Genomic DNA, 20,875 nt, shown 5'->3' with positions numbered 1-20,875 from the left:
GATGATACTCGCTGTCTGCGCCAACCCTTCTGTAGATGCCTTTTGGAATATTGATGACATACAGAAAGGGACAACCAACCGTTCAACGAATGAACAATACTTTCCGGGAGGCAAAGGCATTCATGTGGCCTTGGCACTTAAAGAGCTTAATAGCATCGTTGCTACTCTGGGGGTATGGGGAGGAATTACAGGACAGTGGATAAAGGAAGAGTGTCATAAAAAAGACATTTTGACCATTGGTCCGGACGTGAAAGAATGGACCCGGACCTGCATCACCAATAAAAGTAATACGCAATGGAAAGATACTGAGTTTTTAGGGGCGGGACCTTCACTAACCGCAAGCCAAACAGAGCAGTTTCTTTCTTCTTATACGCAAGAACTCAATAAATCATCTGTTGAGGCCGTCATATTAAGCGGCTCTGTTCCAACGGGAATGGACAAAGATATCTACAAACAGATGGTATTAGAGGCCCGATCCCATGATATCCCGAGCTATGTTGATGCCAGCAATAAACTATTAGACCATGCGCTGGAAGCCCAACCCTTTGTTGTTCATATTAACCGGGAAGAAGGTAAAGCATTAACCGGCCATGACGATCCCATTACTATTGCAACGTCCCTCCGGGAACATTGCCAAATAGCAGCCGTAACAGCGGGTAAAGATGGATTATACCTGGCCGCAGACAACCATATCTATCACGGCCGCCACACGATCAATCAAAAAAATATTATAAGTACCATTGGCTCGGGCGACTGCCTGCTTGCCGGACTTTGCAAAGCGATTTTAACGCGCGAAGATATCGGGGAGTGGGCAAAGTTGGCCACGGCATGTGGTAGTGCTAACTGTATTCATCCCCAACTGGGAATGTTCAATGCCCAAGATGTAAATAGGATTTTTAACCAAGTTCGTCTCGAAATAATTTGACCACTATGGACAAAACAGACACACAACCACTGGATATCTTGGTTATCGGCGAGCTCAATATGGACCTCATCCTGAATGATCTGGAATCCTTCCCCGAACTGGGAAAAGAGAAAGTGGCCCGGAACTTTAATCTCACTATGGGAAGCTCTTCAGCCATATTTTCAGCAAACTGCTCCCGACTGGGTAAAACAGTTGGATTTTGCGGATTGGTAGGAGACGATGATTTTGGACAACAAATACGAGATCAGCTGCTAGCGTTCGGTGTCGATATTCGGCATGTTGAAATCTCTCCCTCGCATAAAACGGGCGTTACAGCCATCTTGCGATATGATGATGACCGGGCAATGGTTACCTACCCCGGCGCCATGGATCACTTTAGCTTGGACAATATTCCCGTAGAAGCTTTTGAAAATGGACGGCACCTGCATATCTCTTCCCTTTTCTTACAGCCCGGCATTAAACGAGATCTGTTTAATATTATTGAACGGGCACAATCTCAAGGAATGACTATCTCTATCGATCCCCAGTGGGACCCCAATGAACAATGGGATATTGATTTTAACAGACTTATTGGCGCGATCGACTTTTTTATACCCAATGAAGATGAGTTTCTAAATATCACCAACTCCCCGACAATCAAAGAGGGGGCGAAAAAGGTGCAACCCCATCTCCATAATGGTGCCATCATTATAAAGCAAGGGACCGAGGGGGCAACCTATATAACTGCCAAAGAAATAAAACAAATTAGCGGATATACTAACGAATCACCTGTTGATACCGTAGGAGCCGGCGATAGCTTCGATGCGGGATTTGTCTGTGAATACCTAAACGGCAAACCCATCGAAAAGTGCATAAGGTTAGGCAACATTACCGGAGCGGTATCTACCACCAAGGCTGGGGGCACCGAGGCCATTCAAAGTTTGGAGCACGTACAAAAAATTGCAAAACAGAAATTCTCTATTGATGACCCTACAAGATAAGTTTTCGGAACTGGACAATCAGAACAAAGCATTACTGGCCGTTAATTTCTACAATTTTGAAACACTTTCCGGAGTACTTCGGGCAGCGGCAGCACAGGATACCGCAATCATCCTGCAATCCACCAAAAGCACCATCGATTATTTGGGCTTGGAGGTAACGGCCAAGCTAGCCCGGGCTGCAATCAGTCAGTACGAGGTAGAAGCATGGCTACACCTCGACCACGCCCAAGATGTAAACCTCGTAAAACGAGCTCTGGATACCGGCTATGATTCCGTAATGATCGACGCGAGCGAACAACCCATCGAAGAAAACCGCGAGGTTACACAACAAGTTGTAGAGATGGCTAAGCCGTACGGCGCCAATGTTGAGGCCGAACTCGGATATATTGCAAAGCTGGGTCAGTCAAAAGAAAAAGCTGCTTTTACGCAGCCCGAAGAAGCACGCGACTTTGTTGAACAAACCGGCATTAATGCCCTGGCTGTAGCTATCGGCTCGGCCCATGGGTTTTATGACAAAGAGCCCAACTTAGATATCCCATTATTAAAACGGATCCGGGAAGAAACCCCTGCCGCCTTGGTCCTACATGGCGGTTCCGGCATTCCGGATTCCCAGATACAGGCAGCCGTTACAAATGGCATTCGTAAGATAAATGTGGCTACAGAAGTTAAAAACGGCTTTATGAATACCTTGCGACAAGAGGTGCCTAAATCAGATGAAATTGATCTTCGCAAAATATTTCCTCCCGCCATTGAACATGTGCAATCTCTACTCGAAGAAAAAATTGCGATGATAAACCAAGCGTAAACGACGATGCTTTTTATTGACGATTTTCAAAAGATTGATGCTCATATCCATTTTAATGCCAACCGCACAACAATTCCCGAATTAGCCGAAGAATATAGTTTCGATCTGCTCACGATAAATACGGAGGTTCCGGAATTTCCGGCTATCAGCACCCAGCAGGAACGGGCCATTAGGTATAGCAATAATTCACACTGCACAATACACCATGCTGCTACCATCAATACAGAAAACATCCTTGAAGATAGATGGGCAGATAAGGCTATACTACAAATTAAACAAGCTATAGAACAGGGAGCCTGCGGCATTAAGTTCTGGAAAAATATAGGGATGTCGATTCAACGGCCCGATGGTTCTTTTCTGATGCTCGATGACCCGGAGCTCGAAGCAGTCTTTGAATTCCTGGAACGACAGCAGATTCCGGTACTGGGCCACCAGGGAGAACCCAAAAATTGCTGGCTGCCCGTTGATGATATGACCGTACAAAGTGACAAAGACTATTTCTCGGCCCATCCCCAATACCATATGTACCAACATGATGAATATCCCGGCTACTGGCGTCATATTGAAGCACGGGATAATGTTCTTTCCCGGCATCCCCAGCTGCAATTTGTGGGGCTCCATATTGCCAGCCTTGAATGGAACCTGGAGGAGGTTGAACAACGGCTTGATCGATTCCCCAATATGGCCATTGATCTGGCTGAGCGTATTTCTCATCTCTATTATCATGCAAGAGAAGATCGTGACCATCTTATTCGATTTTTTAAAAAATACCAAGATCGTATTATCTACGGAACCGATATTATTGATGACCCCGATACCGATCCTTCTGATATTGTTGAGGAACTTACCCATCGATGGAAGAACCATTGGCATTTTTTAGCAACGGACAAAGAGCTTTCATCACCACAAGTTGATGCTCCTTTTCAAGGCCTCAATCTCCCCCTATCCATATTAGAAAAAGTCTATCGCGGTAACGCCATGCACTGGTATCAACTTTCAAATAAGTAGAACCCCATACTCCCTTTATGCTACTCACTACTTTTGATTGGATTATTATAGCTGCATATTTGGTATTCTCCCTTGTAATCGGCGTTTGGGTAGCCAGAGAGGCCGGCAAAGATTCTACTGAATTTTTTGCCGCCGGTAAGAATATGCCGTGGTGGCTGCTCGGTATCTCCATGGTAGCTACTACTTTTTCAACAGATACCCCAAACCTGGTCACCGATATTGTACGTACCCAGGGCGTAGCAGGAAACTGGGGCTGGTGGGCGTTTCTTCTCACCGGTATGCTCACCGTTTTTGTATATGCCCAGCTCTGGAAACGTTCCGGGGTACTCACCGATGTTGAATTCTATGAACTGCGCTATAGCGGAAAATCAGCGGCTTTTCTGCGTGGATTTCGCGCCGTCTACCTGGGCTTTTTATTCAATATCATCGTAATGGCGACGGTCTCATTGGCCGCCATCAAGCTGGGTACGGTACTTATGGGACTTACGCCCCTCCAAACTATTCTTATTGCCGGCACCGTGACCGTTATCTACAGCTCCCTGGGAGGATTAAAAGGAATCCTTATTACCGATTTCTTCCAGTTTTTTCTCTCACTGCTTGGAGGCATTGCTGCTGCCTACTACGCCCTGCAACATCCTGATGTGGGCGGACTACAGGGACTGATCACCAATGCAGACGTAGTACCCAAGCTTAACATCTTTCCTGATTTTAATAATCCTTCTGAAATGCTGGGACTACTCATCATTCCATTAGCGGTACAGTGGTGGAGCGTATACTACCCGGGATCAGAACCGGGCGGAGGCGGCTATATAGCCCAGCGCATGTTTGCCGCCAAAAATGAAAATCACGCTGTAGGTGCCGTCTTCTTTTTCAATGCGGCACACTTTGCACTTCGTCCCTGGCCATGGATTATTGTAGGACTGGCATCCCTGATCGTCTTTCCTGACATCGCTTCTCTAAAAGAAGCATTCCCGGCTGCTGCCAATGTTGCCGACCATGATATGGGGTACCCGGCTATGCTTACCTTCCTCCCCAAAGGACTGGTGGGACTGGTATTGGCTTCGCTCATTGCGGCCTATATGTCGACCATCTCCACCCATTTAAACTGGGGATCTTCTTACTTGGTCAATGATTTCTATAAACGATTTATTCGCCCTGAATCGTCCGAGAAAGAACTGGTAACCGTCGGACGAATTTCTACCGTTATACTAATGGTTCTCTCCGGGGCACTGGCCCTTGTTATGCGCTCGGCCCTGGACAACTTCCAGATCTTGCTCCAAATTGGGGCCGGAACGGGCTTAATATTCATCCTCCGCTGGTTTTGGTGGCGTGTTAATGCAGCAAGTGAGATCGCTGCCATGATCATTTCATTCCTGGTAGCAATCTATTTCAAGTTCTTCCATTTATACACCGGCCTTCCCCCATTAACCAGTTGGCAAGAACTCCTTTGCGGCGTCATTATTACAACAATTGGATGGGTAACCGTAATGCTGCTCACTCGCCCCACCCACCAACAACAGTTGGTAAAATTTATAGATCTTGTTAAGCCCGGTGGGCCCGGATGGCAAAAAGTGCGGGCAAAAGCCAAAGCCGGGGGACATACCTTTGAAGAAGAGGAAGGGGGCTGGATGGTACCACAGGGAATTCTATGCATGGTCCTGGGTACCATCGTGATATATGGCGCATTGCTGGCAACGGGCTACTGGATCTACGGGAATACCATTCCGGCAGCTAGTTTAACTGTTATAACAGTGGTAGCCGGCCTTCTTTTATATCAAGCCTGGAAGAAACTACTGGCGATAAGAAGGTGAACGAAAGCCCTTACACCTTAACCACTTCTATATCTCGCTTCTTGAACTTCTCCTCAAATTCAGCAGAGATCTTATCATCTGTGATGATCATATTGATGGGTTCTAAATCACAGATAAAAGAAAAACTGTGACGGTCAAATTTTGAAGAATCCGTCACAGCTATAACGCGATTGGCTCGTTCCACCATCACACAGTTTAGCTGAGCCTCCAGGGGGTTCGAAGTTGTCAGCCCGTGCTCAAAATCCATACCGTCAACGCCCAAAAAGAGCGTATCAAAATAATAGTGCTTCATATTACGCTCTGCCTCAGGCCCTACGAGCGAATATGATTTATCACGGAGTACTCCTCCCGTCATCATCACCTCTACTCCTCCTGATGCCCCGGCCAGTTCCAAGCCGATATTAAGGGCATTGGTCATAACCGTAATATTCTTTTTATCCTTAATACGAAGGGCAATTTCTCGGGTAGTTGACCCCGAATCCAGGATTACCGACTCCCCATCGCTGATCATACCGGCAGCATATTCACCAATGCGCTTCTTTTCCTCAGCATTTATTTTTTTCTTCTCCTCGATAGAGGGATCGTTATATACATTGTTGCGTAATAACGCGCCACCATAGGTGCGATCGATTAACCCCTTTTGCTCAAAGAAATCCAGATCATTTCGAATGGTCACCGTCGAGACATCAAACTCCTCGCTCAACTCATCAACCCGTACTGAACCTTCACTCTGAATCTTTTGTATAATCTTATTCCGTCTGTCAACTGTTGATTTCATCTATTTCTTTCTGACATTATTAAAGGTCACTCATTTATAACAGCAAATGCCAAGATAAGAAAAGAAATCAACTTTTTTTATTGCCCCTTTGGAAGGCTATCGAAAGCAATATCCGGAGGAGTTCCTGTGGCATCCCTGTTAAACTCTGTTTGCAAAGTCACCTCTCCAACCTCAAAACCACCATTTCGTAAATAAAACCTTTTACCGTCAACGCCGCTAGAGAAATCTACCCGAAATCCGGAATTAGCTATCTTATCTCCCGTAAAGGTAATTCCGGTGATTTCGTGCCAGCTCCCTTCCTTGTCTCGTACCCATTGGTTGCCGTAATACCCTTTCCGTTTTTTATATCCATTACTTGCCGCAAAGTTTTCTAAAAAGGAATAGATCCCCGTCATCCATTTATCAGTCTTCGGCCGCAAGAAACTGACAATGAGCTTCCACTCTCCAAGCTCGGGAGCATAAAAATAAGCCGTATTAATGGTATTTCCTTCACCGTCCGGTTTTACCCTGTTTAAAAACTTATACGTATTACCGGGTTTCCAGGGAAACACCCAATAACTCTGCCCCCCAGATCCCTCATTACCAAATTCACCGGCCTCTACCCCATCCCCCTTTGCAAGCAGCTGTATACGCTCATCCGCAGGAATATCATCCGGGTTATCCGTATTGTAGGGACTCCAGACCGAAAACAGTACGCGCCGCTCCTGTTCCGAATTCACCTGTATCCCGAAATACCCTTCCGAAAACCCATTTGCCATAAAATAGGACCCCACGGGATCTTCGCCCTTTCTGACTGTTATTTCACTATAAAACCATTCAAAATCGGTATTCTCAGGCAGTTTATGCTGCAGGTGCACCGAGGGACCTCTTCGTCCCCAGTAGAAATTATTCTCTTCATTATTCTCGATATACGTTACCGATGCCTGCTCCGGGATATGCAAAATAAGGTCTCTCACTTTTGCAAAATTGGTGCCCGTTTTATCAACCCCTTTTATGTCAATCTGCACATACCCCTCTTTTTCAATGGGAAATACAGGGGCTTCTGTTGCCACATAACTATCACTTTCAGAGAGCTCCACCTCTTTGGTGCTTCCCCCGACTGTAATAGCTATCGTACTGTTGGCTGATGATAACGTAGCCTTGGCCGATACCTTAACACTATCGGCCCCGGTGACTTTAACAAAGGTACTGAAGATGCTCTTTACATTGCTCCACTGCTGAATACCTTCCGTAGTAATCGACTCATTACTTTCGGGATTGGTTTGATAGGTATTGCCCCCTAGCGGTACAACAACTTCTTTTTTAAACCCTTCCTCCTGATTTTGCCCACTTACCTGGGTATTCCCGGCACATCCCAACAGAATGGGGACTACAAATAATAAAACAACCGCCTTTACCCTCTTTACACTCGAATATAACTGATCTCTCATCACACTAGGTATCTTTCATTAAACTCAAAAAAACAAAAGATATAATATTTTATTTCATTTCGAAATATATATTTTTCTTTCGTTTTATTTCTATATTTGAAATATAGCAGAGTCGGGAGCGTATACTAGAGAGAAGCGTTTGTTAGGTCCTCCGGCCACAAACAGCGGATCAGACCCTGCGTTTTAGGGATTCATGGCCGTAATAATTAGATCGAACTGGAATGGACTTGGTTGGAATAAATCCGACGGGAAGATATAAACGTTTTTTATAAATTACCCCCTTATATAAACGATTTTTATAAAAAGTAATCAATTTTGGTAATATTAGTATCAAAATAATTGGTAATCGATATGTATAAATTATGCCCGAAAATAATCGATTTTCAGATAATGTAACCGTTTTTCGTAAATATACCCTTCCTGAAATCGATATGAAGCTGGCTGGGTATAGTGCATTAATTTACCGGTATGATTTAGAAGTACCATTGCCTGAACTTCTTTCTGCAATAAGTGAGAAACACAGAAGCTACACAGAAGGTAAATGGCAGGTATTTAGAACAGTACAGGAACCAGACCCGACCTTACTTGGGCATTTAACTTTTGCTTTTAGATATGAAGGAGTTAATCTGCTGATCTTAAAAAAGCTATTTGAAGCAATAGATAAAACCGAAATTGAAGCTATTGTTAAGAATCAACCCACCGGCCGTAATAGCCGAAGAATATGGTTTTTCTATGAATGGCTGATAGGTGAGAAACTGGATCTGGAAGATGCCAAGTCAGGGAACTATATAGAAGCACTTGACCCAGATTTGCAATATCCCGGATCAAGGCAAAGATCCAAAAGGCACCGGGTTTGGAATAACCTACCGGGAAATAAAAATTTCTGTCCACTCATTCGACGGACAGATAAACTAGAGAGCTTTAGTACAGAAGAATTAGAAGAAAACGTACAAGAAACTATAGGTAAGATTCATCCGGACTTACTATCCAGAGCTGCTGCTTTTCTACTGCTACAAGACTCCAAAGCATCCTATGCTATTGAGGGAGAAACTCCTCCGGAAAATCGTGCAGAACGGTGGGGTAAAGCCATTGGTCAGGCTGGCCAGAAAGACCTTACCAAGGATGAATTATTACGACTCCAGGAGATTGTTATAGAAGATCGGCGATTTGTGGATATGGGTTGGCGTAAAGAAGGAGGTTTTGTAGGAGTACATAACCGTGTGAATAGTAAGCCGGTCCCAGATCATATCTCAGCCAGATGGGAAGATGTTCCTAAATTAATAGATGGTTTATTAGATACTAATGAATCATTAATAGAAAGTGATTATGATCCAGTTTTAGCAGCCACTCTTATTGCATTTGGCTTCGTATTCATCCATCCTTTTACAGATGGAAACGGCCGTGTACATCGATACTTAATACATCATGTATTGGCCAAAAAAGAGTTCACCCCCAAAGGACTTATTTTTCCTGTTTCATCAGTGATCCTTGACCGAATTGATGAGTATAGGGAAGTACTGGAATCTTATTCCAAGCCACGTCTTGATTTCATTGAGTGGGAAGCAACACCTGATGGAAATGTCGAAGTCTTAAACGATACGATTAATCTTTATCGCTACTTCGATGCTACCAAACATGCTGAATTTCTCTATAAATGCGTAGAAAAAACGGTTACCGATACGTTACCGGAAGAAGTTCAGTACCTGGAGCGACATGATAAGATGAGAACCTTCATTTCTGAACACTTTGATATGCCGGATAAGGATATGGAAAATCTTATCGGCTTTTTGCGTCAAAATGATGGCACACTATCTAAACGTGCGAAGGCAAAGGAGTTTGAAGCAATGACCGAGGATGAGATTGCTATGTTAGAGGAGAAATATCAGGAAGTTTTTGAGGGTTAGATTTTTTTCAAAACAGCAGCTATGTGACTGACCGTAAATAGTCACTGTACCCTATATCCTCATCTCCGATGATATCGCACTCCCAACCTTTTAAACAACCCCATTAGCAGTGATGATATAAATTAAACATTTATCGGATTATTCTGATCTTCCTGCCATTGGGCTGGATTCTGAATAATATAATAGCGGATGCGCTCCAATGATTTTTTATCCCGGATGATGTGATCATAATAATTTCGTTGCCAAACTTTTTCGCCCGGTGAATTTCTAATCTTGTTAATCTGTTTGGTAACCGTCGATTTATATCCCCGAACAATTGCCCCAATAGTTTCGGATGGTGATTTAAATTCCGATTGGTTTACAGGGCTGTCTGATCGTAGGGGTGTATTGCGATACACCCCTACGATATTTTTAGAATCAACAATCTCAATGATACCATGTATATGATTCGGCATAACGACAAACACATCCAATCTCACATTATCACGAATGGATTCGGTATTTATCCAGTTTTCCCGGGCGATTTCTCCCCAAGAATTTAACAACATTTTATCCCCTTTTATCTCCCCGAAAATACATTGGCGTTTATAGGTACAAATGGTCAAAAAATACAGACCGGGCGATGCGTAATCATGTCCCTTTAGACGGATAGAACGGCGGTTATGTTTTTTGGGATCATAAACCATCATTACTCCATTTCTATGGCTTCAGGGGCACTATTTCTCTTGATAGAATGTAACGCAACATAATAATTTCGAAAGATTGGTCAAACCCCAGCGCTAAAATATAGAATTTACTTTTTACAAAACAGGGACTCTTCACTCTTTTTATTACCATAGGGATTTGGACACCAGTTAGAAGGGCTGATAATTCTTGGTTCTCCAATATCTACCGAGAAAAGGTTTCTACAAAAACAAAAAAAGCCTCACAAGTCAATGACTTGCAAGGCTTGAGAGTGGGCGATGCAGGATTCGAACCTGCGACTTCTTCCTTGTAAGGGAAGCACTCTAAACCGCTGAGTTAATCGCCCCTTTTTGAGAGAGCACAAATATACGGATTATCTACAATCTGACAAAACAATTTCTAAATCAATTTTAAAGCAGGGAATTTCCCCCAGGTTAACACTGTTAAGTTTTCTCTTGATTTAGGGGTTGGTTTCACCCATTTTAGAGTTGTATTAACATATTCGTTGTCTTTCACTCGTACATATATATTATGACTGATCAATCAACCAATGGATCTCAGTTAGAAGCAGTAATTGTCGACGGCGGCAGAATTCCCTTTCAGCGTTCGGGGACCGGCTACAACGACTTAATGGCCTATGACCTCGGCAGGCTGGCGGTAGAAGGCATCATCAGCCGCGCCCCTATCGATGGCGGCAATCTCGACCGGGTTATCATGGGGACGGTTATACAGGATGTTAACACCAGCAACGTAGCGCGGGAGTCGGCACTGGGCGCAGGCATCCCCAATCACGTTCCGGCCCATACGGTAACGCAAGCCTGCATCTCTTCGAACCAGGCCGTTACCAGTGCTATCAACCTGATTAAAGCGGGACAAGCCAAAGCGGTACTTGCCGGCGGCACTGAAACGATGTCCGACATCCCCATTCGCTTTCGCAAGACGTTTCGGCAAAAACTGTTGGAAGCGCGTAAGTATAAATCGATCAGCGATTTTCTGAAGTTTTTCAAAGGCTTACGCCCCTCCCACCTGCTGCCGGAGATACCCGCTATCGCTGAATTTTCGACCGGCGAAACGATGGGCGAAAGCTGTGATCGGATGGCCGCCCACTTCGGAATCAGTCGCCAAGAGCAGGATGAGTATGCGCTTCGCTCGCATCAGCTGGCGGCAAAAGCAACAAAGGAAGGATGGCTCGATCCCGAGCTGCTGCCGGCAGCGGTACCTCCCGATTTCGATACGATTGAACACGACAACACCTTCCGCGAAGATACCTCGATGGAGAAGCTGGAGAAACTATCGCCGGCATTCATAAAGCCCCACGGGACCATTACAGCCGGAAACTCATCGGCCTTTACCGACGGAGCCTCTGCCTCTCTCATCATGGAGAAAGAAACGGCCTTGCAACAAGGAATTACGCCCAAAGCGTATTTAAGGGCCTATACCTATGTAGCTCAGGATCCCGAAGATGAACTGCTGCTGGGCCCCGCTTATGCGGTCCCGAAGGTGTTAGATGCCATGGACCTGCAACTTTCCGATATCGATGTGTTTGAATTTCATGAGGCTTTTGCCGGACAGATTCTGACGGTACTCAAAGCATTAAACTCCGACACTTTTGCCAAAGAGAAGCTGGACCGCGATCAAAAGGTGGGCGAAATCCCCATGGATACGTTCAACTGCTGGGGCGGCTCCCTTTCACTGGGACACCCCTTCGGAGCTACAGGCGTCCGCCTTGTAACAACCGCAGCAAATCGCCTTCATCACGAAGACGGTGAGCTCGCACTTGTGGCCGCTTGCGCTGCAGGCGGACAGGGACATGCCATTGTCCTGGAACGCTTTGACGGCTAATTTCAGATTCCAATTTCTTATAGACTACTATTATGAGTTATCTATCGACAGAAAATGAAGACGGTGTACTGGTTGTAACGCTGGATCAACCCGGCGAAAAAGTAAATAAACTGGACGAACAGTTAATCGGTGAATTCCAGGATCTCTTGCAAAATACCGACCCCGACTCTATTGATGGGATTGTGCTGGTAAGCGGCAAAGAGAGCAATTTTATTGCCGGCGCCGATGTGGAGATGCTCAAAAACAAGTCAGCCCCGGAAGGTATTGAAGAGTTGAGCCGGCGAGGCAACAAGCTACTGCTAAAGCTCGAAAACTATGCCAAGCCCGTAGTAGCAGCCATTCACGGCTCCTGTATTGGCGGGGGCATGGAGGTAGCCATGGCCTGTAACTATCGCGTGGCTTCGGAGCATTCCGATACCACGATGGGGCAACCCGAAGTACAGCTGGGACTGCTTCCCGGCGGCGGAGGAACCCAGCGCCTGCCCCGATTAATAGGTGTTCAAAATGCGCTCACCTATATGTTAACGGGCAAAACGATCTATCCCCGCAAAGCGTATAAACTGGGATTGTTGGATGAGCTTACCCACCGCGATGCCGTACTCACAGCAGCTAAAAAGGCAGTTGCAAAAATTAATAAAGGTAACTTTGAGCGAAAAGATAAGCGAAGCTTGCTCCACCAGCTTATGGAGGGGTTGAGTCCGCTCCGGAAGATTATCTACTCCCAGGCCCGCAAGCGTTCAAAATCCAAAACCAAAGGAAATTACCCTGCCCCCGACAAAATTATTGATTGCGTAAAAGAGGGCTATGAAAACGGTATGGAAGCCGGACTTGAGCTGGAGTCCGTCAACTTTGGTAAGCTGGCAGCCACCCCGGAATCAAAAGCCCTGGTAAACCTCTTCTTTGCCATGCAGGGGGCCAAGAAAAATTCCGACGAAGATAAGGTTCGGGAAGTCGAAAAAATTGGCGTGCTTGGGGCCGGGCTCATGGGCTCGGGTATTGCAGATGTAAGTGCCAATAATGACTACCGCGTTTTACTGAAAGACCAAACCGTGGAACAGGCCGGAGAAGGCAAGAAAGATATCTGGCAACGGCTGGAAAAGAAACGCGAGAAACATATTATCTCCTCTTTTGAACGAGATCGCATCTCCAGCCTGGTAACTCCTACGGAAACCTACAAGGGCTTTAAAAATACGGACCTGGTTATCGAGGCCGTTTTTGAGGACCTGGATCTCAAACAATCGATATTACAGGAAGTGGAGGAGGCCACATCGGACCACACTATCTTTGCTTCGAATACCTCCTCCCTGCCTATTGGGGACATTGCAGATGCTGCCGACCGTCCGGACCAGGTGGTGGGCATGCACTACTTTTCGCCGGTGCCCAAGATGCCACTGCTCGAAATTATCACCACAGATCAAACCGCCGACTGGGTTACCGCTACAGCACGAGAAGTAGGCATTCAGCAGGGCAAGCATGTGATTGTAGTAAATGACGGACCGGGCTTTTATACTACCCGTATCCTCTCCCCCTTTATGAATGAAGCCCTGATGCTGCTTGAAGAAGGCATTGCTATTAAAGAGCTGGACAGCCATATGAAAGACTTCGGCTTTCCGGTGGGGCCGGCGGCACTCTTTGATGAAGTGGGTATTGATGTGGCAGCCCACATTACCAAAGTACTCAATGAGCTTTTTGCTGAACGCGGGGTAAATCCCAGTACCAAACCGGAAGAACTTTTTGAGGCGGGCTACAAAGGTCGGAAGAATCAAAAAGGATTTTACCGCTACAAACAGAAAAACGGAGAAACCAAGAAAGATGCACCCAATGAGGATATTTATGAATTTTTCGGGGGCTCCGGGCGCACTTCCATGGATGCCGAAACCGTGCAGCAGCGCATGACGCTGACTATGGTCAATGAGGCCGCCTGGTGCCTGCAAGAAGATATTTTACGGTACCCCGTTGACGGTGATCTTGGGGCTGTACTGGGACTTGGATTTCCCCCATTCCTCGGCGGACCGTTCCGCTACATCGACCGCGAAGGGGCTGGTACTATTGTCGAACGTCTACAAAATTACGAGCAAAAACACGGAGCCCGATTTACACCGGCCGATATCCTAAAAAAATATGCGGAATCAGATAAAAAATTCCACCAGGATTAAGTCGCAGTTGTATCTACAGCCAGAAGTCCGGAATTCTAACCAAGAAATTTAAATGTGAGAGGGCTTTGCGAAACTATCTCCATTTGTCATTCTGACCTTGTTTCAGAATCTTACAATGCAGTTATAGGTGTTTAAACCAAGATCCTGAACTGAGTTGAGGATGACAAGCTAGTTTTACAAAGCCTTCTATGGGAAATTCGGCTTAGCTGCTGCGGATTGCCTTTTTATCATCTCGTAAAATTGGAGCAGGCCGGCAAAAATGGTATCTTTAGTAGCTATTTTTAACAATCAGCTGTAATAAAACTAATTATTTCATGTTCAATATTGCGTTACTTTTGATGGGAGCCCCTGAAGGGGGTGGTGGAGGATGGATGAATCTGATCTTCCTCGGGGCTATTTTTGCTATCTTTTATTTCTTTATTATTCGTCCTCAAAAACAGCAACAGAAAGAAATTGAGGAGAAAGTTAACAACCTTGAAAAGGGTGATAAAATTATAACTTCAGGCGGCATGATCGCTAAAGTTAAAAGTGTTGATGACGATACTGTTCTTGCTGAGATCGACAGTGGAGTTAAAGCCCGATTCAAAAAGAGTTCTATTGCGGATGTAAATCCGAATCAAGATTAATAAGCTTATCCAGTAATATTATGTCCGGTGAAATTGAATTCGATAGCATAGAATCGGCTATTGAGGATATTAAAAATGGTCGTATGGTTATTGTCGCGGATGATGAAGACCGCGAAAACGAAGGCGACTTTGTTATGGCTGCAGAAAAGGTCACAACCGAAGCCGTTAACCTGATGGCCAAATATGGACGCGGACTCATTTGCGTGCCTATTACCCGGGAAAAAGCGTATGAGCTTGATCTCGACTATATGGTGACTGACGGTGCCGACCCTGATGAAGCCGCTTTTACGGTTTCTATCGATCATAAAGAATTAACAACTACCGGGATCTCTGCCTCAGATCGAGCTAATACGATTAAGGAGATGATCAAACGTGAATCGAACCCGGAAGATTTTCGCCGACCGGGACACATTTTCCCGCTTATCGGTACCAATGGCGGTGTACTCCGCCGCGCCGGACATACTGAAGCAGCTATTGACCTGGCACGGCTGGCCGACATGGAGCCTGCTGGCATTATCTGCGAGATTATGAAAGACAATGGAGCAATGGCGCGCCTGCCGGATCTGGTAGAAATTGCTGATGAATTCGATATGAAGTTAATCAGCATTAAAGACCTCATCTCCTATCGCATGGAAAATGAATCGCTGGTCCGTAAAATTGTTGATGTAGATCTGCCCACTATTTATGGCGACTTTACCCTCCATGCTTTTGAGGAGCGCCTTACCGGCGATCATCACCTGGCGCTGGCCAAAGGAGAATGGGAAGAAGGAGATCCTGTTCTTGTTCGCGTGCACTCTTCGTGTATGACAGGCGACATTTTTGGCTCCAAGCGCTGCGATTGCGGTGAGCAGCTGCACCAGGCGTTGCTACAGGTTGAAAAAGAAGGTCAGGGTGTTGTACTGTACATGAACCAGGAAGGTCGCGGTATTGGCCTGATAAACAAGCTTAAAGCTTATAGCCTACAAGAGAAGGGCATGGACACGGTAGAAGCCAATGAAGCCCTAGGATTTGAACCTGACGCCCGTGACTATGGGGTTGGAGCCCAGATCCTGCGTTCACTGGATATTTCTAAGCTGCGGCTGATGACCAACAATCCGGTAAAACGTGTGGGACTCAAAAGCTTTGGACTAGAGATGGTTGAAAGCGTACCTATTGAAGTGGGTGCCTATCCTGAAAACGTAAAATACCTAAAAACAAAGCGTGACAAAATGGGCCACGAGCTGAAGCTGGATGAACTTGATCCTCACAGCCCCGAATTTATCGACAGTATTGTTACGGATGAATAGTGTGGTTGTTGGTTAATTGTAAAGTGACTATTTGTTGTCCTCGGCATGTAATCAAATAAATGAGCGATTAACAAATAACCAATAACTACTCTGACCAATTGAGTTAGCAGGACCTCCCCTACTTTATTAGCAGCATTTTCTTGTTTTCAACAATCTTCTTCATTCCCGGAATCCACAGGTTTTGCGATGACTAGTAACTAATTGAAGATGAGACAAAAGCTTTCATCTTTGTATTCATAGGAAAGACAGCGAACTCGATGTTTCTATAGAAAAGAAGAGTGCTATTGCTACTCTTCTTCCAAAGGCTCAGACACAGCTTGGGAGCTCTGCTCCATCCCATCAGAATCATCAGGTGAAGCATAGTCCTCGGGCATTACTTTTTTGTGGAAGAGGATCATAGCAATAATAGCTGTGCTTATGGCCACATCAGCTACATTAAAAATATAGGGGAAAACAGGGTATCCGCTAACGACCAGATCGAAGTGAATAAAATCGACAACATGCCCCTCTAAAAGCCCGCCATATGATTCAAGATATCCCATCACCAGGCGATCAATAATATTACCGAAAGCACCACCAAGCACCAACCCCATACAGAGCAGATATCCTTGGGTAGCCTGCTCTCTGTTATAAAGCACATAGGTCAAAATTCCCATTGTAGCAATAATAGCAACAATGCTGATGACCTCCGTAGAGGCCCATCGCATCCCCAGCGCCATACCGGGGTTTTGGGTATAGTTAAAAGAAAGCCAACCCGGAATAATTTCCCAATGGTGATAGCTCGGTGATATACGGATCCAGTGCTTGCTCAACTGATCTAAGATGACAACAATGACAGCAGGAACCGTTAGCGCAGTTAGTTTTGATCGATCCAAATGAATACCGTATTACTGGAAAATTTAATTATCTGCGCTTGAGCTTCGCCTCAATACTAAGCTGTGTATGCGGTACCGCTTCAAGTCGACCTTTAGAGATCTTATCACCGGTTACCTTGCATACGCCGTAAGTTTTATTATCGATACGCTCCAAGGCACGATTCAAATACCGTACAAACTTCTTCGTACGATTGAAGAGCATATAGGTCTTCTCACGTTCCTGGGCTTCGGTACCTACATCAGCCATATGGAAAGAATAGGCCGTATCTTCGCCGGCATTTTCCATGCTGTCTTTCAGAGAACTTTGTAGCGAGTCGAGCTCCTTTTCTGCTTCTTCAAGCTTTTTGAGGATAATACCTCTGAAATATTCTAGTTCCTCGTCTGAATACGGAGATACTCGTTCTTCGTCTTTGTTGGTATCGTTTTTTCCTGATGCCATAATGCACTCACTTTTCTTAGTTAGGATTTCTTCTGATGGAAATAGTGGATTCTTCATCCCCAATTTCCCAATTCTTTACAAAGTCTGATACTTCTAATTCCTCAGCGACAATTTCTTCGGCCAGCGTCTCACTTTTAATATATTCTTTCATCGACCCAACAGCTTCTTCTAATTTCTCAGAGCCATTAAAACCGATAACGATACGATCAACGACGTCAAAGTCGGCCTCTTTTCGCATATTCTGGATTCTATTTACAAACTCACGGGCCAATCCTTCATTAACAAGTTCGGGCGTAAGTTCGGTATCCAGTGCTACGCTTAAGCCATTTTCTGTTTCAACCGACCAGCCTTCCAACCCAGTACGTACAATCTCCAGTCCATCGCTACCGAGCTGTACGATTCCTTCTTCTCCAAGATCCAGCTCGATAGAGCCAGTTTCTTCAAACTCCGTAATTTCTTCGGTACTTAACTCAGCCACTTTAGCTGCAACAGGCTTCATTTTACTGCCCAGCTTACTACCCAGTTTCGGATAATTAGGTTTGGCCGACTTGTGGACGATACCAGAATCGTCATCAACGAATTCAATTTCTTTAACATTTACCTCATCGAGAATGATATCCTTGACTGACTCAACGGCTTGTCGGTCATCCTCTTTGTCTATAGGCAGAATGATACGGGCCAGCGGCTGTCGTACATTAAGCTCCAACTTATTACGCAGGCTCAATACCATCGACGAAACTTGTCGGGCCATCTCCATTCGGCGTTCCAGCTGTTTATCAATAGCTGTTTCTTCTACCGTCGGGTAGAATGAAATGTGTACCGATTCTTCATCTACTTCGGTCACATCATTTAACTTCTGGTACAGCCATTCTCCTGAAAAAGGTGCTATAGGACTTATTAGCTTTGCCAGATCTACCAAGCACTCATAGAGAGTTTGGTAGGCAGCCGTCTTATCCAGACTCTTATCTTCTTTCCAAAAACGACGACGATTACGGCGCACATACCAGTTGCTGAGTTCCTCAACAAACTCTTCAATAGCCCGGGTCGCTTTTGTTGGCTCATAATCATCCAGATACTCATCAACCAACTTTACCGTGGTATTGAGTCGCGAAATAACCCAACGGTCCATCTCCTGACGATCACCCACCGGGATAGGAGAACCCGTATAAGTAAAGCCATCGATGTTCGCATACATGGCGAAGAATGAGTATGTATTAATGAACGTATTAAAAAACTTACGCTGTGTTTCTTGCAGGCCGTGCTCACTGAACTTCAAGTTCTCCCATGGCGAGGAGTTACTCATCATATACCAACGTACAGTATCGGCACCATACTTTTGAATAACTTCAAAAGGCTCTACTGCATTGCCTTTTGACTTACTCATCTTATTGCCGTTCTCATCGAGCACCAGTCCATTTGATACCACATTTTTGTAGGCCGGCTGATCGAACAGCATCGTTCCCAGTGCATGCAGGGTGTAAAACCAACCGCGTGTCTGATCCACCCCTTCCGCAATAAAGTCGGCAGGGAAATTCTCTTCAAACTTATCTTTATTCTCAAATGGATAGTGCCACTGCGCAAACGGCATCGATCCAGAATCAAACCAAACATCCATCAAGTCCGGAATACGACGCATCGTCCCGCCATCGGGACCTTCCCATGTAATTTCATCAATATGAGGACGGTGCAGGTCAATCTCCACATCATCAGCTAATCCCGCTTTCTTTTTTAGCTCTTCGATACTGCCTACTACTTCAATATGATCCGGGTTTTTATCACTTACCCAGATTGGAATTGGTGACCCCCAGTAGCGCTGACGAGAAACAGCCCAATCCACATTATTTTCGAGCCAGGTTCCAAATCGTCCCGATCCTGTACTTGGGGGCTTCCAGTTAATCTTTTTATTAAAGCTGACCATCTTATCCTTCACATCTGTGGTTTCAATGAACCAGGATTCTACCGGATAAGACATCAATGGCGTACCTTTACGCCAGTCGTGCGGATAGTTGTGCAGATATGTTTCGTGCTTGTACATCAGGTGTTTATCCTTAATAGCACGGGCAATCTCTTTGTCAGCATCTTTAAACCACTGCCCTTCGTAATCAGGCACCTTCGCCGTGAACTTCCCGTCCCCATCAATAGGGTTGAACATCGGGATATTATTCTTCTGGCCGGTCTCATAGTCATCGGCACCAAAAGCGGGAGCGGTATGTACCACTCCGGTACCCTCGTCGGTTGTTACATAATCAGCAGACACAACCTCCCAGGCCTCTTTCCGGTCGTACTCTTCAAGAGCATAGTCAAAGACAGGATCGTAGGTCCAGCCTATCAATTCTTCTCCTTTATACTCTTCAACAATTTCGTAATCGTGATCGATGACTTCATCGATACACTCTTTAGCCATGATATAATATTCGGTGCGATCGCCCTCAGAAATCTCAATTTTGGCATAATCCAAGTCGGGATTTACTGCCAAACACATATTGGAAATAATAGTCCAGGGCGTCGTGGTCCATGCCAGGAAATAAACATCTTCTGACATCTCCACATTAAATTTCACAAAGATAGAAGGATCCTGCACTTCTTCATATCCCAAACTCACCTCGTGCGAGGAAAGAACCGTACCACTGCCCGGCGAATACCACTGAATCTTATATCCTTTATAAACAAGATCTTTTTCGTAAAGGGTCTTAAAAGCCCACCATACCGACTCGATATAATCATTATCAAAAGTGATATAGGGATCATCAAGATCTACCCAGTAAGCCATGCGGTTTGTGAGCTTGTCCCATAAATCCTTGTACTTAAGGACGCTCTCACGGCACTTTTCGTTGTATTCAGCTACGCCATACTCTTCGACCTGCTCGCGCCCTTCAAGCTCAAGTTCCTTTTCAACTTCAATCTCTACTGGCAGCCCGTGCGTATCCCAGCCGGCTTTTCGCTCAACGCGAAACCCTTTCAACGTCTTGTACCGGCAGAACATATCTTTGACGGTACGAGCCATCACATGATGAATACCCGGCTTCCCGTTGGCGGTGGGTGGGCCTTCATAGAAGGTAAAGGGTATTCCCTCTTCGCGGGTAGAAAGACTTTTCTCGAAAATATCGTTCTCCTTCCACCACTTTAGGGTTTCAACTTCGAGTTTTGAAAAATTTAATTGTTTTACTTCTTCAAACTGTTTACTCATAAAATGCCGGTATAACTGCTTCGTTGGCTTTTTGTGAAGCTACTAATATAAGATTTTTTTCAATCTTGCAGTAACTTTACATGCTTAAAATAATGTGCGCTCAATTTAAATGAGCCCCAAAGATACAAGTCTTAAGTCA

General features: G+C 45.2%; 16 protein-coding genes and 1 tRNA gene. 10 read left to right on the top strand and 7 right to left on the bottom strand.

The window, feature by feature from the left end; all coding sequences use genetic code 11:
• The first annotated feature begins 1 nt into the window (after position 1).
• Genes FCN14_RS11010 through FCN14_RS10990 form a run of 5 tightly spaced genes read left to right on the top strand, consistent with a single transcriptional unit; the run spans position 2 to position 5,529 of the window.
• Positions 2-925: a 1-phosphofructokinase family hexose kinase gene (locus FCN14_RS11010; RefSeq protein ID WP_138431336.1), complete on the top strand. Its 924-nt coding sequence runs from the start codon at positions 2-4 to the stop codon at positions 923-925.
• Positions 926-930: 5 nt separating this feature from the next.
• On the top strand, positions 931-1,905 hold the full coding sequence (locus FCN14_RS11005; RefSeq protein ID WP_138431335.1) for a carbohydrate kinase family protein: 975 nt from the start codon (positions 931-933) through the stop codon (positions 1,903-1,905).
• Entirely contained in the window at positions 1,889-2,710 is an 822-nt protein-coding gene (locus FCN14_RS11000; RefSeq protein WP_138431334.1) for a class II fructose-bisphosphate aldolase, read from the top strand. Before FCN14_RS11005 ends, FCN14_RS11000 begins: the two co-directional genes overlap by 17 nt.
• A 6-nt stretch (positions 2,711-2,716) precedes the next feature.
• On the top strand, positions 2,717-3,718 hold the full coding sequence (locus tag FCN14_RS10995) for an amidohydrolase family protein (protein ID WP_138431333.1): 1,002 nt from the start codon (positions 2,717-2,719) through the stop codon (positions 3,716-3,718).
• Positions 3,719-3,735: 17 nt separating this feature from the next.
• Positions 3,736-5,529 carry a sodium:solute symporter family protein gene (locus tag FCN14_RS10990; RefSeq protein WP_138431332.1) on the top strand — a complete coding sequence of 598 codons (1,794 nt, stop codon included), beginning with the start codon at positions 3,736-3,738 and terminating at the stop codon, positions 5,527-5,529.
• 10 nt (positions 5,530-5,539) lie between these two features.
• Here the strand turns inward: FCN14_RS10990 and agaR are convergent, their stop codons facing one another.
• Together agaR and FCN14_RS10980 are read right to left on the bottom strand one after the other, a co-directional pair.
• Positions 5,540-6,307, bottom strand: a complete 768-nt coding sequence (gene agaR, locus FCN14_RS10985) for a transcriptional repressor AgaR (protein WP_138431331.1) — start codon at positions 6,305-6,307, stop codon at positions 5,540-5,542.
• Between the two features lie 77 nt (positions 6,308-6,384).
• A complete protein-coding gene (locus FCN14_RS10980; protein ID WP_138431330.1) occupies positions 6,385-7,737 on the bottom strand; it encodes a DUF3472 domain-containing protein in 1,353 nt (450 codons plus the stop codon).
• Between the two features lie 362 nt (positions 7,738-8,099).
• Here FCN14_RS10980 and FCN14_RS10975 point away from each other — a divergent pair, with 362 nt between their 5' ends.
• Positions 8,100-9,641, top strand: a complete 1,542-nt coding sequence (locus FCN14_RS10975; protein ID WP_138431329.1) for a Fic family protein — start codon at positions 8,100-8,102, stop codon at positions 9,639-9,641.
• A gap of 122 nt (positions 9,642-9,763) precedes the next feature.
• On the opposite strand, the gene FCN14_RS10970 is transcribed toward FCN14_RS10975, so the two are convergent.
• The gene (locus FCN14_RS10970) at positions 9,764-10,189 is read right to left on the bottom strand and encodes a transposase (protein ID WP_212747628.1); all 426 of its coding nucleotides are present in this window, start codon (positions 10,187-10,189) and stop codon (positions 9,764-9,766) included.
• A gap of 408 nt (positions 10,190-10,597) precedes the next feature.
• A tRNA-Val gene (locus FCN14_RS10965) sits at positions 10,598-10,671 on the bottom strand.
• A 185-nt stretch (positions 10,672-10,856) separates the two neighbouring features.
• Here FCN14_RS10965 and FCN14_RS10960 point away from each other — a divergent pair.
• The 4 genes from FCN14_RS10960 (at position 10,857) to FCN14_RS10945 (ending at position 16,235) form a co-directional block, all read left to right on the top strand.
• Complete coding sequence (locus FCN14_RS10960) at positions 10,857-12,167, top strand: acetyl-CoA C-acyltransferase (protein WP_138431328.1); 1,311 nt, start codon at positions 10,857-10,859, stop codon at positions 12,165-12,167.
• 32 nt (positions 12,168-12,199) lie between these two features.
• Positions 12,200-14,323 carry a 3-hydroxyacyl-CoA dehydrogenase NAD-binding domain-containing protein gene (locus tag FCN14_RS10955; protein ID WP_138431327.1) on the top strand — a complete coding sequence of 708 codons (2,124 nt, stop codon included), beginning with the start codon at positions 12,200-12,202 and terminating at the stop codon, positions 14,321-14,323.
• A gap of 314 nt (positions 14,324-14,637) precedes the next feature.
• Positions 14,638-14,949: a preprotein translocase subunit YajC gene (gene yajC / locus FCN14_RS10950; RefSeq protein ID WP_212747627.1), complete on the top strand. Its 312-nt coding sequence runs from the start codon at positions 14,638-14,640 to the stop codon at positions 14,947-14,949.
• 20 nt (positions 14,950-14,969) lie between these two features.
• Positions 14,970-16,235, top strand: coding sequence for a bifunctional 3,4-dihydroxy-2-butanone-4-phosphate synthase/GTP cyclohydrolase II (locus tag FCN14_RS10945; protein WP_138431326.1), 1,266 nt, complete (start codon positions 14,970-14,972; stop codon positions 16,233-16,235).
• Positions 16,236-16,522: 287 nt separating this feature from the next.
• Here FCN14_RS10945 and FCN14_RS10940 read toward each other — a convergent pair whose 3' ends face one another.
• The 3 genes from FCN14_RS10940 to ileS are packed head-to-tail and all read right to left on the bottom strand — an operon-like array spanning position 16,523 to position 20,736.
• Positions 16,523-17,110 carry a signal peptidase II gene (locus FCN14_RS10940; protein ID WP_138431325.1) on the bottom strand — a complete coding sequence of 196 codons (588 nt, stop codon included), beginning with the start codon at positions 17,108-17,110 and terminating at the stop codon, positions 16,523-16,525.
• 28 nt (positions 17,111-17,138) lie between these two features.
• On the bottom strand, positions 17,139-17,549 hold the full coding sequence (locus FCN14_RS10935; RefSeq protein WP_138431324.1) for a TraR/DksA family transcriptional regulator: 411 nt from the start codon (positions 17,547-17,549) through the stop codon (positions 17,139-17,141).
• A gap of 16 nt (positions 17,550-17,565) precedes the next feature.
• Positions 17,566-20,736, bottom strand: a complete 3,171-nt coding sequence (gene ileS / locus FCN14_RS10930) for an isoleucine--tRNA ligase (RefSeq protein WP_138431323.1) — start codon at positions 20,734-20,736, stop codon at positions 17,566-17,568.
• Positions 20,737-20,875 lie beyond the last annotated feature (139 nt).

The organism is Fodinibius saliphilus, from assembly GCF_005869845.1.
GTDB lineage: Bacteria > Bacteroidota > Rhodothermia > Balneolales > Balneolaceae > Fodinibius > Fodinibius saliphilus.
The sequence above is the reverse complement of the archived record's forward strand: the minus strand, read 5'-3'. Positions and strand labels throughout refer to the sequence as shown.

Coding starts and splice junctions, on each gene's coding strand:
- FCN14_RS11010 (WP_138431336.1), top strand. CDS start 2: ATGATACTCGCTGTCTGCGCCAACCCTTCTGTAGATGCCTTTTGGAAT.
- FCN14_RS11005 (WP_138431335.1), top strand. CDS start 931: ATGGACAAAACAGACACACAACCACTGGATATCTTGGTTATCGGCGAG.
- FCN14_RS11000 (WP_138431334.1), top strand. CDS start 1,889: ATGACCCTACAAGATAAGTTTTCGGAACTGGACAATCAGAACAAAGCA.
- FCN14_RS10995 (WP_138431333.1), top strand. CDS start 2,717: ATGCTTTTTATTGACGATTTTCAAAAGATTGATGCTCATATCCATTTT.
- FCN14_RS10990 (WP_138431332.1), top strand. CDS start 3,736: ATGCTACTCACTACTTTTGATTGGATTATTATAGCTGCATATTTGGTA.
- agaR (WP_138431331.1), bottom strand. CDS start 6,307: ATGAAATCAACAGTTGACAGACGGAATAAGATTATACAAAAGATTCAG.
- FCN14_RS10980 (WP_138431330.1), bottom strand. CDS start 7,737: ATGAGAGATCAGTTATATTCGAGTGTAAAGAGGGTAAAGGCGGTTGTT.
- FCN14_RS10975 (WP_138431329.1), top strand. CDS start 8,100: ATGCCCGAAAATAATCGATTTTCAGATAATGTAACCGTTTTTCGTAAA.
- FCN14_RS10970 (WP_212747628.1), bottom strand. CDS start 10,189: ATGTTGTTAAATTCTTGGGGAGAAATCGCCCGGGAAAACTGGATAAAT.
- FCN14_RS10960 (WP_138431328.1), top strand. CDS start 10,857: ATGACTGATCAATCAACCAATGGATCTCAGTTAGAAGCAGTAATTGTC.
- FCN14_RS10955 (WP_138431327.1), top strand. CDS start 12,200: ATGAGTTATCTATCGACAGAAAATGAAGACGGTGTACTGGTTGTAACG.
- yajC (WP_212747627.1), top strand. CDS start 14,638: ATGTTCAATATTGCGTTACTTTTGATGGGAGCCCCTGAAGGGGGTGGT.
- FCN14_RS10945 (WP_138431326.1), top strand. CDS start 14,970: ATGTCCGGTGAAATTGAATTCGATAGCATAGAATCGGCTATTGAGGAT.
- FCN14_RS10935 (WP_138431324.1), bottom strand. CDS start 17,549: ATGGCATCAGGAAAAAACGATACCAACAAAGACGAAGAACGAGTATCT.
- ileS (WP_138431323.1), bottom strand. CDS start 20,736: ATGAGTAAACAGTTTGAAGAAGTAAAACAATTAAATTTTTCAAAACTC.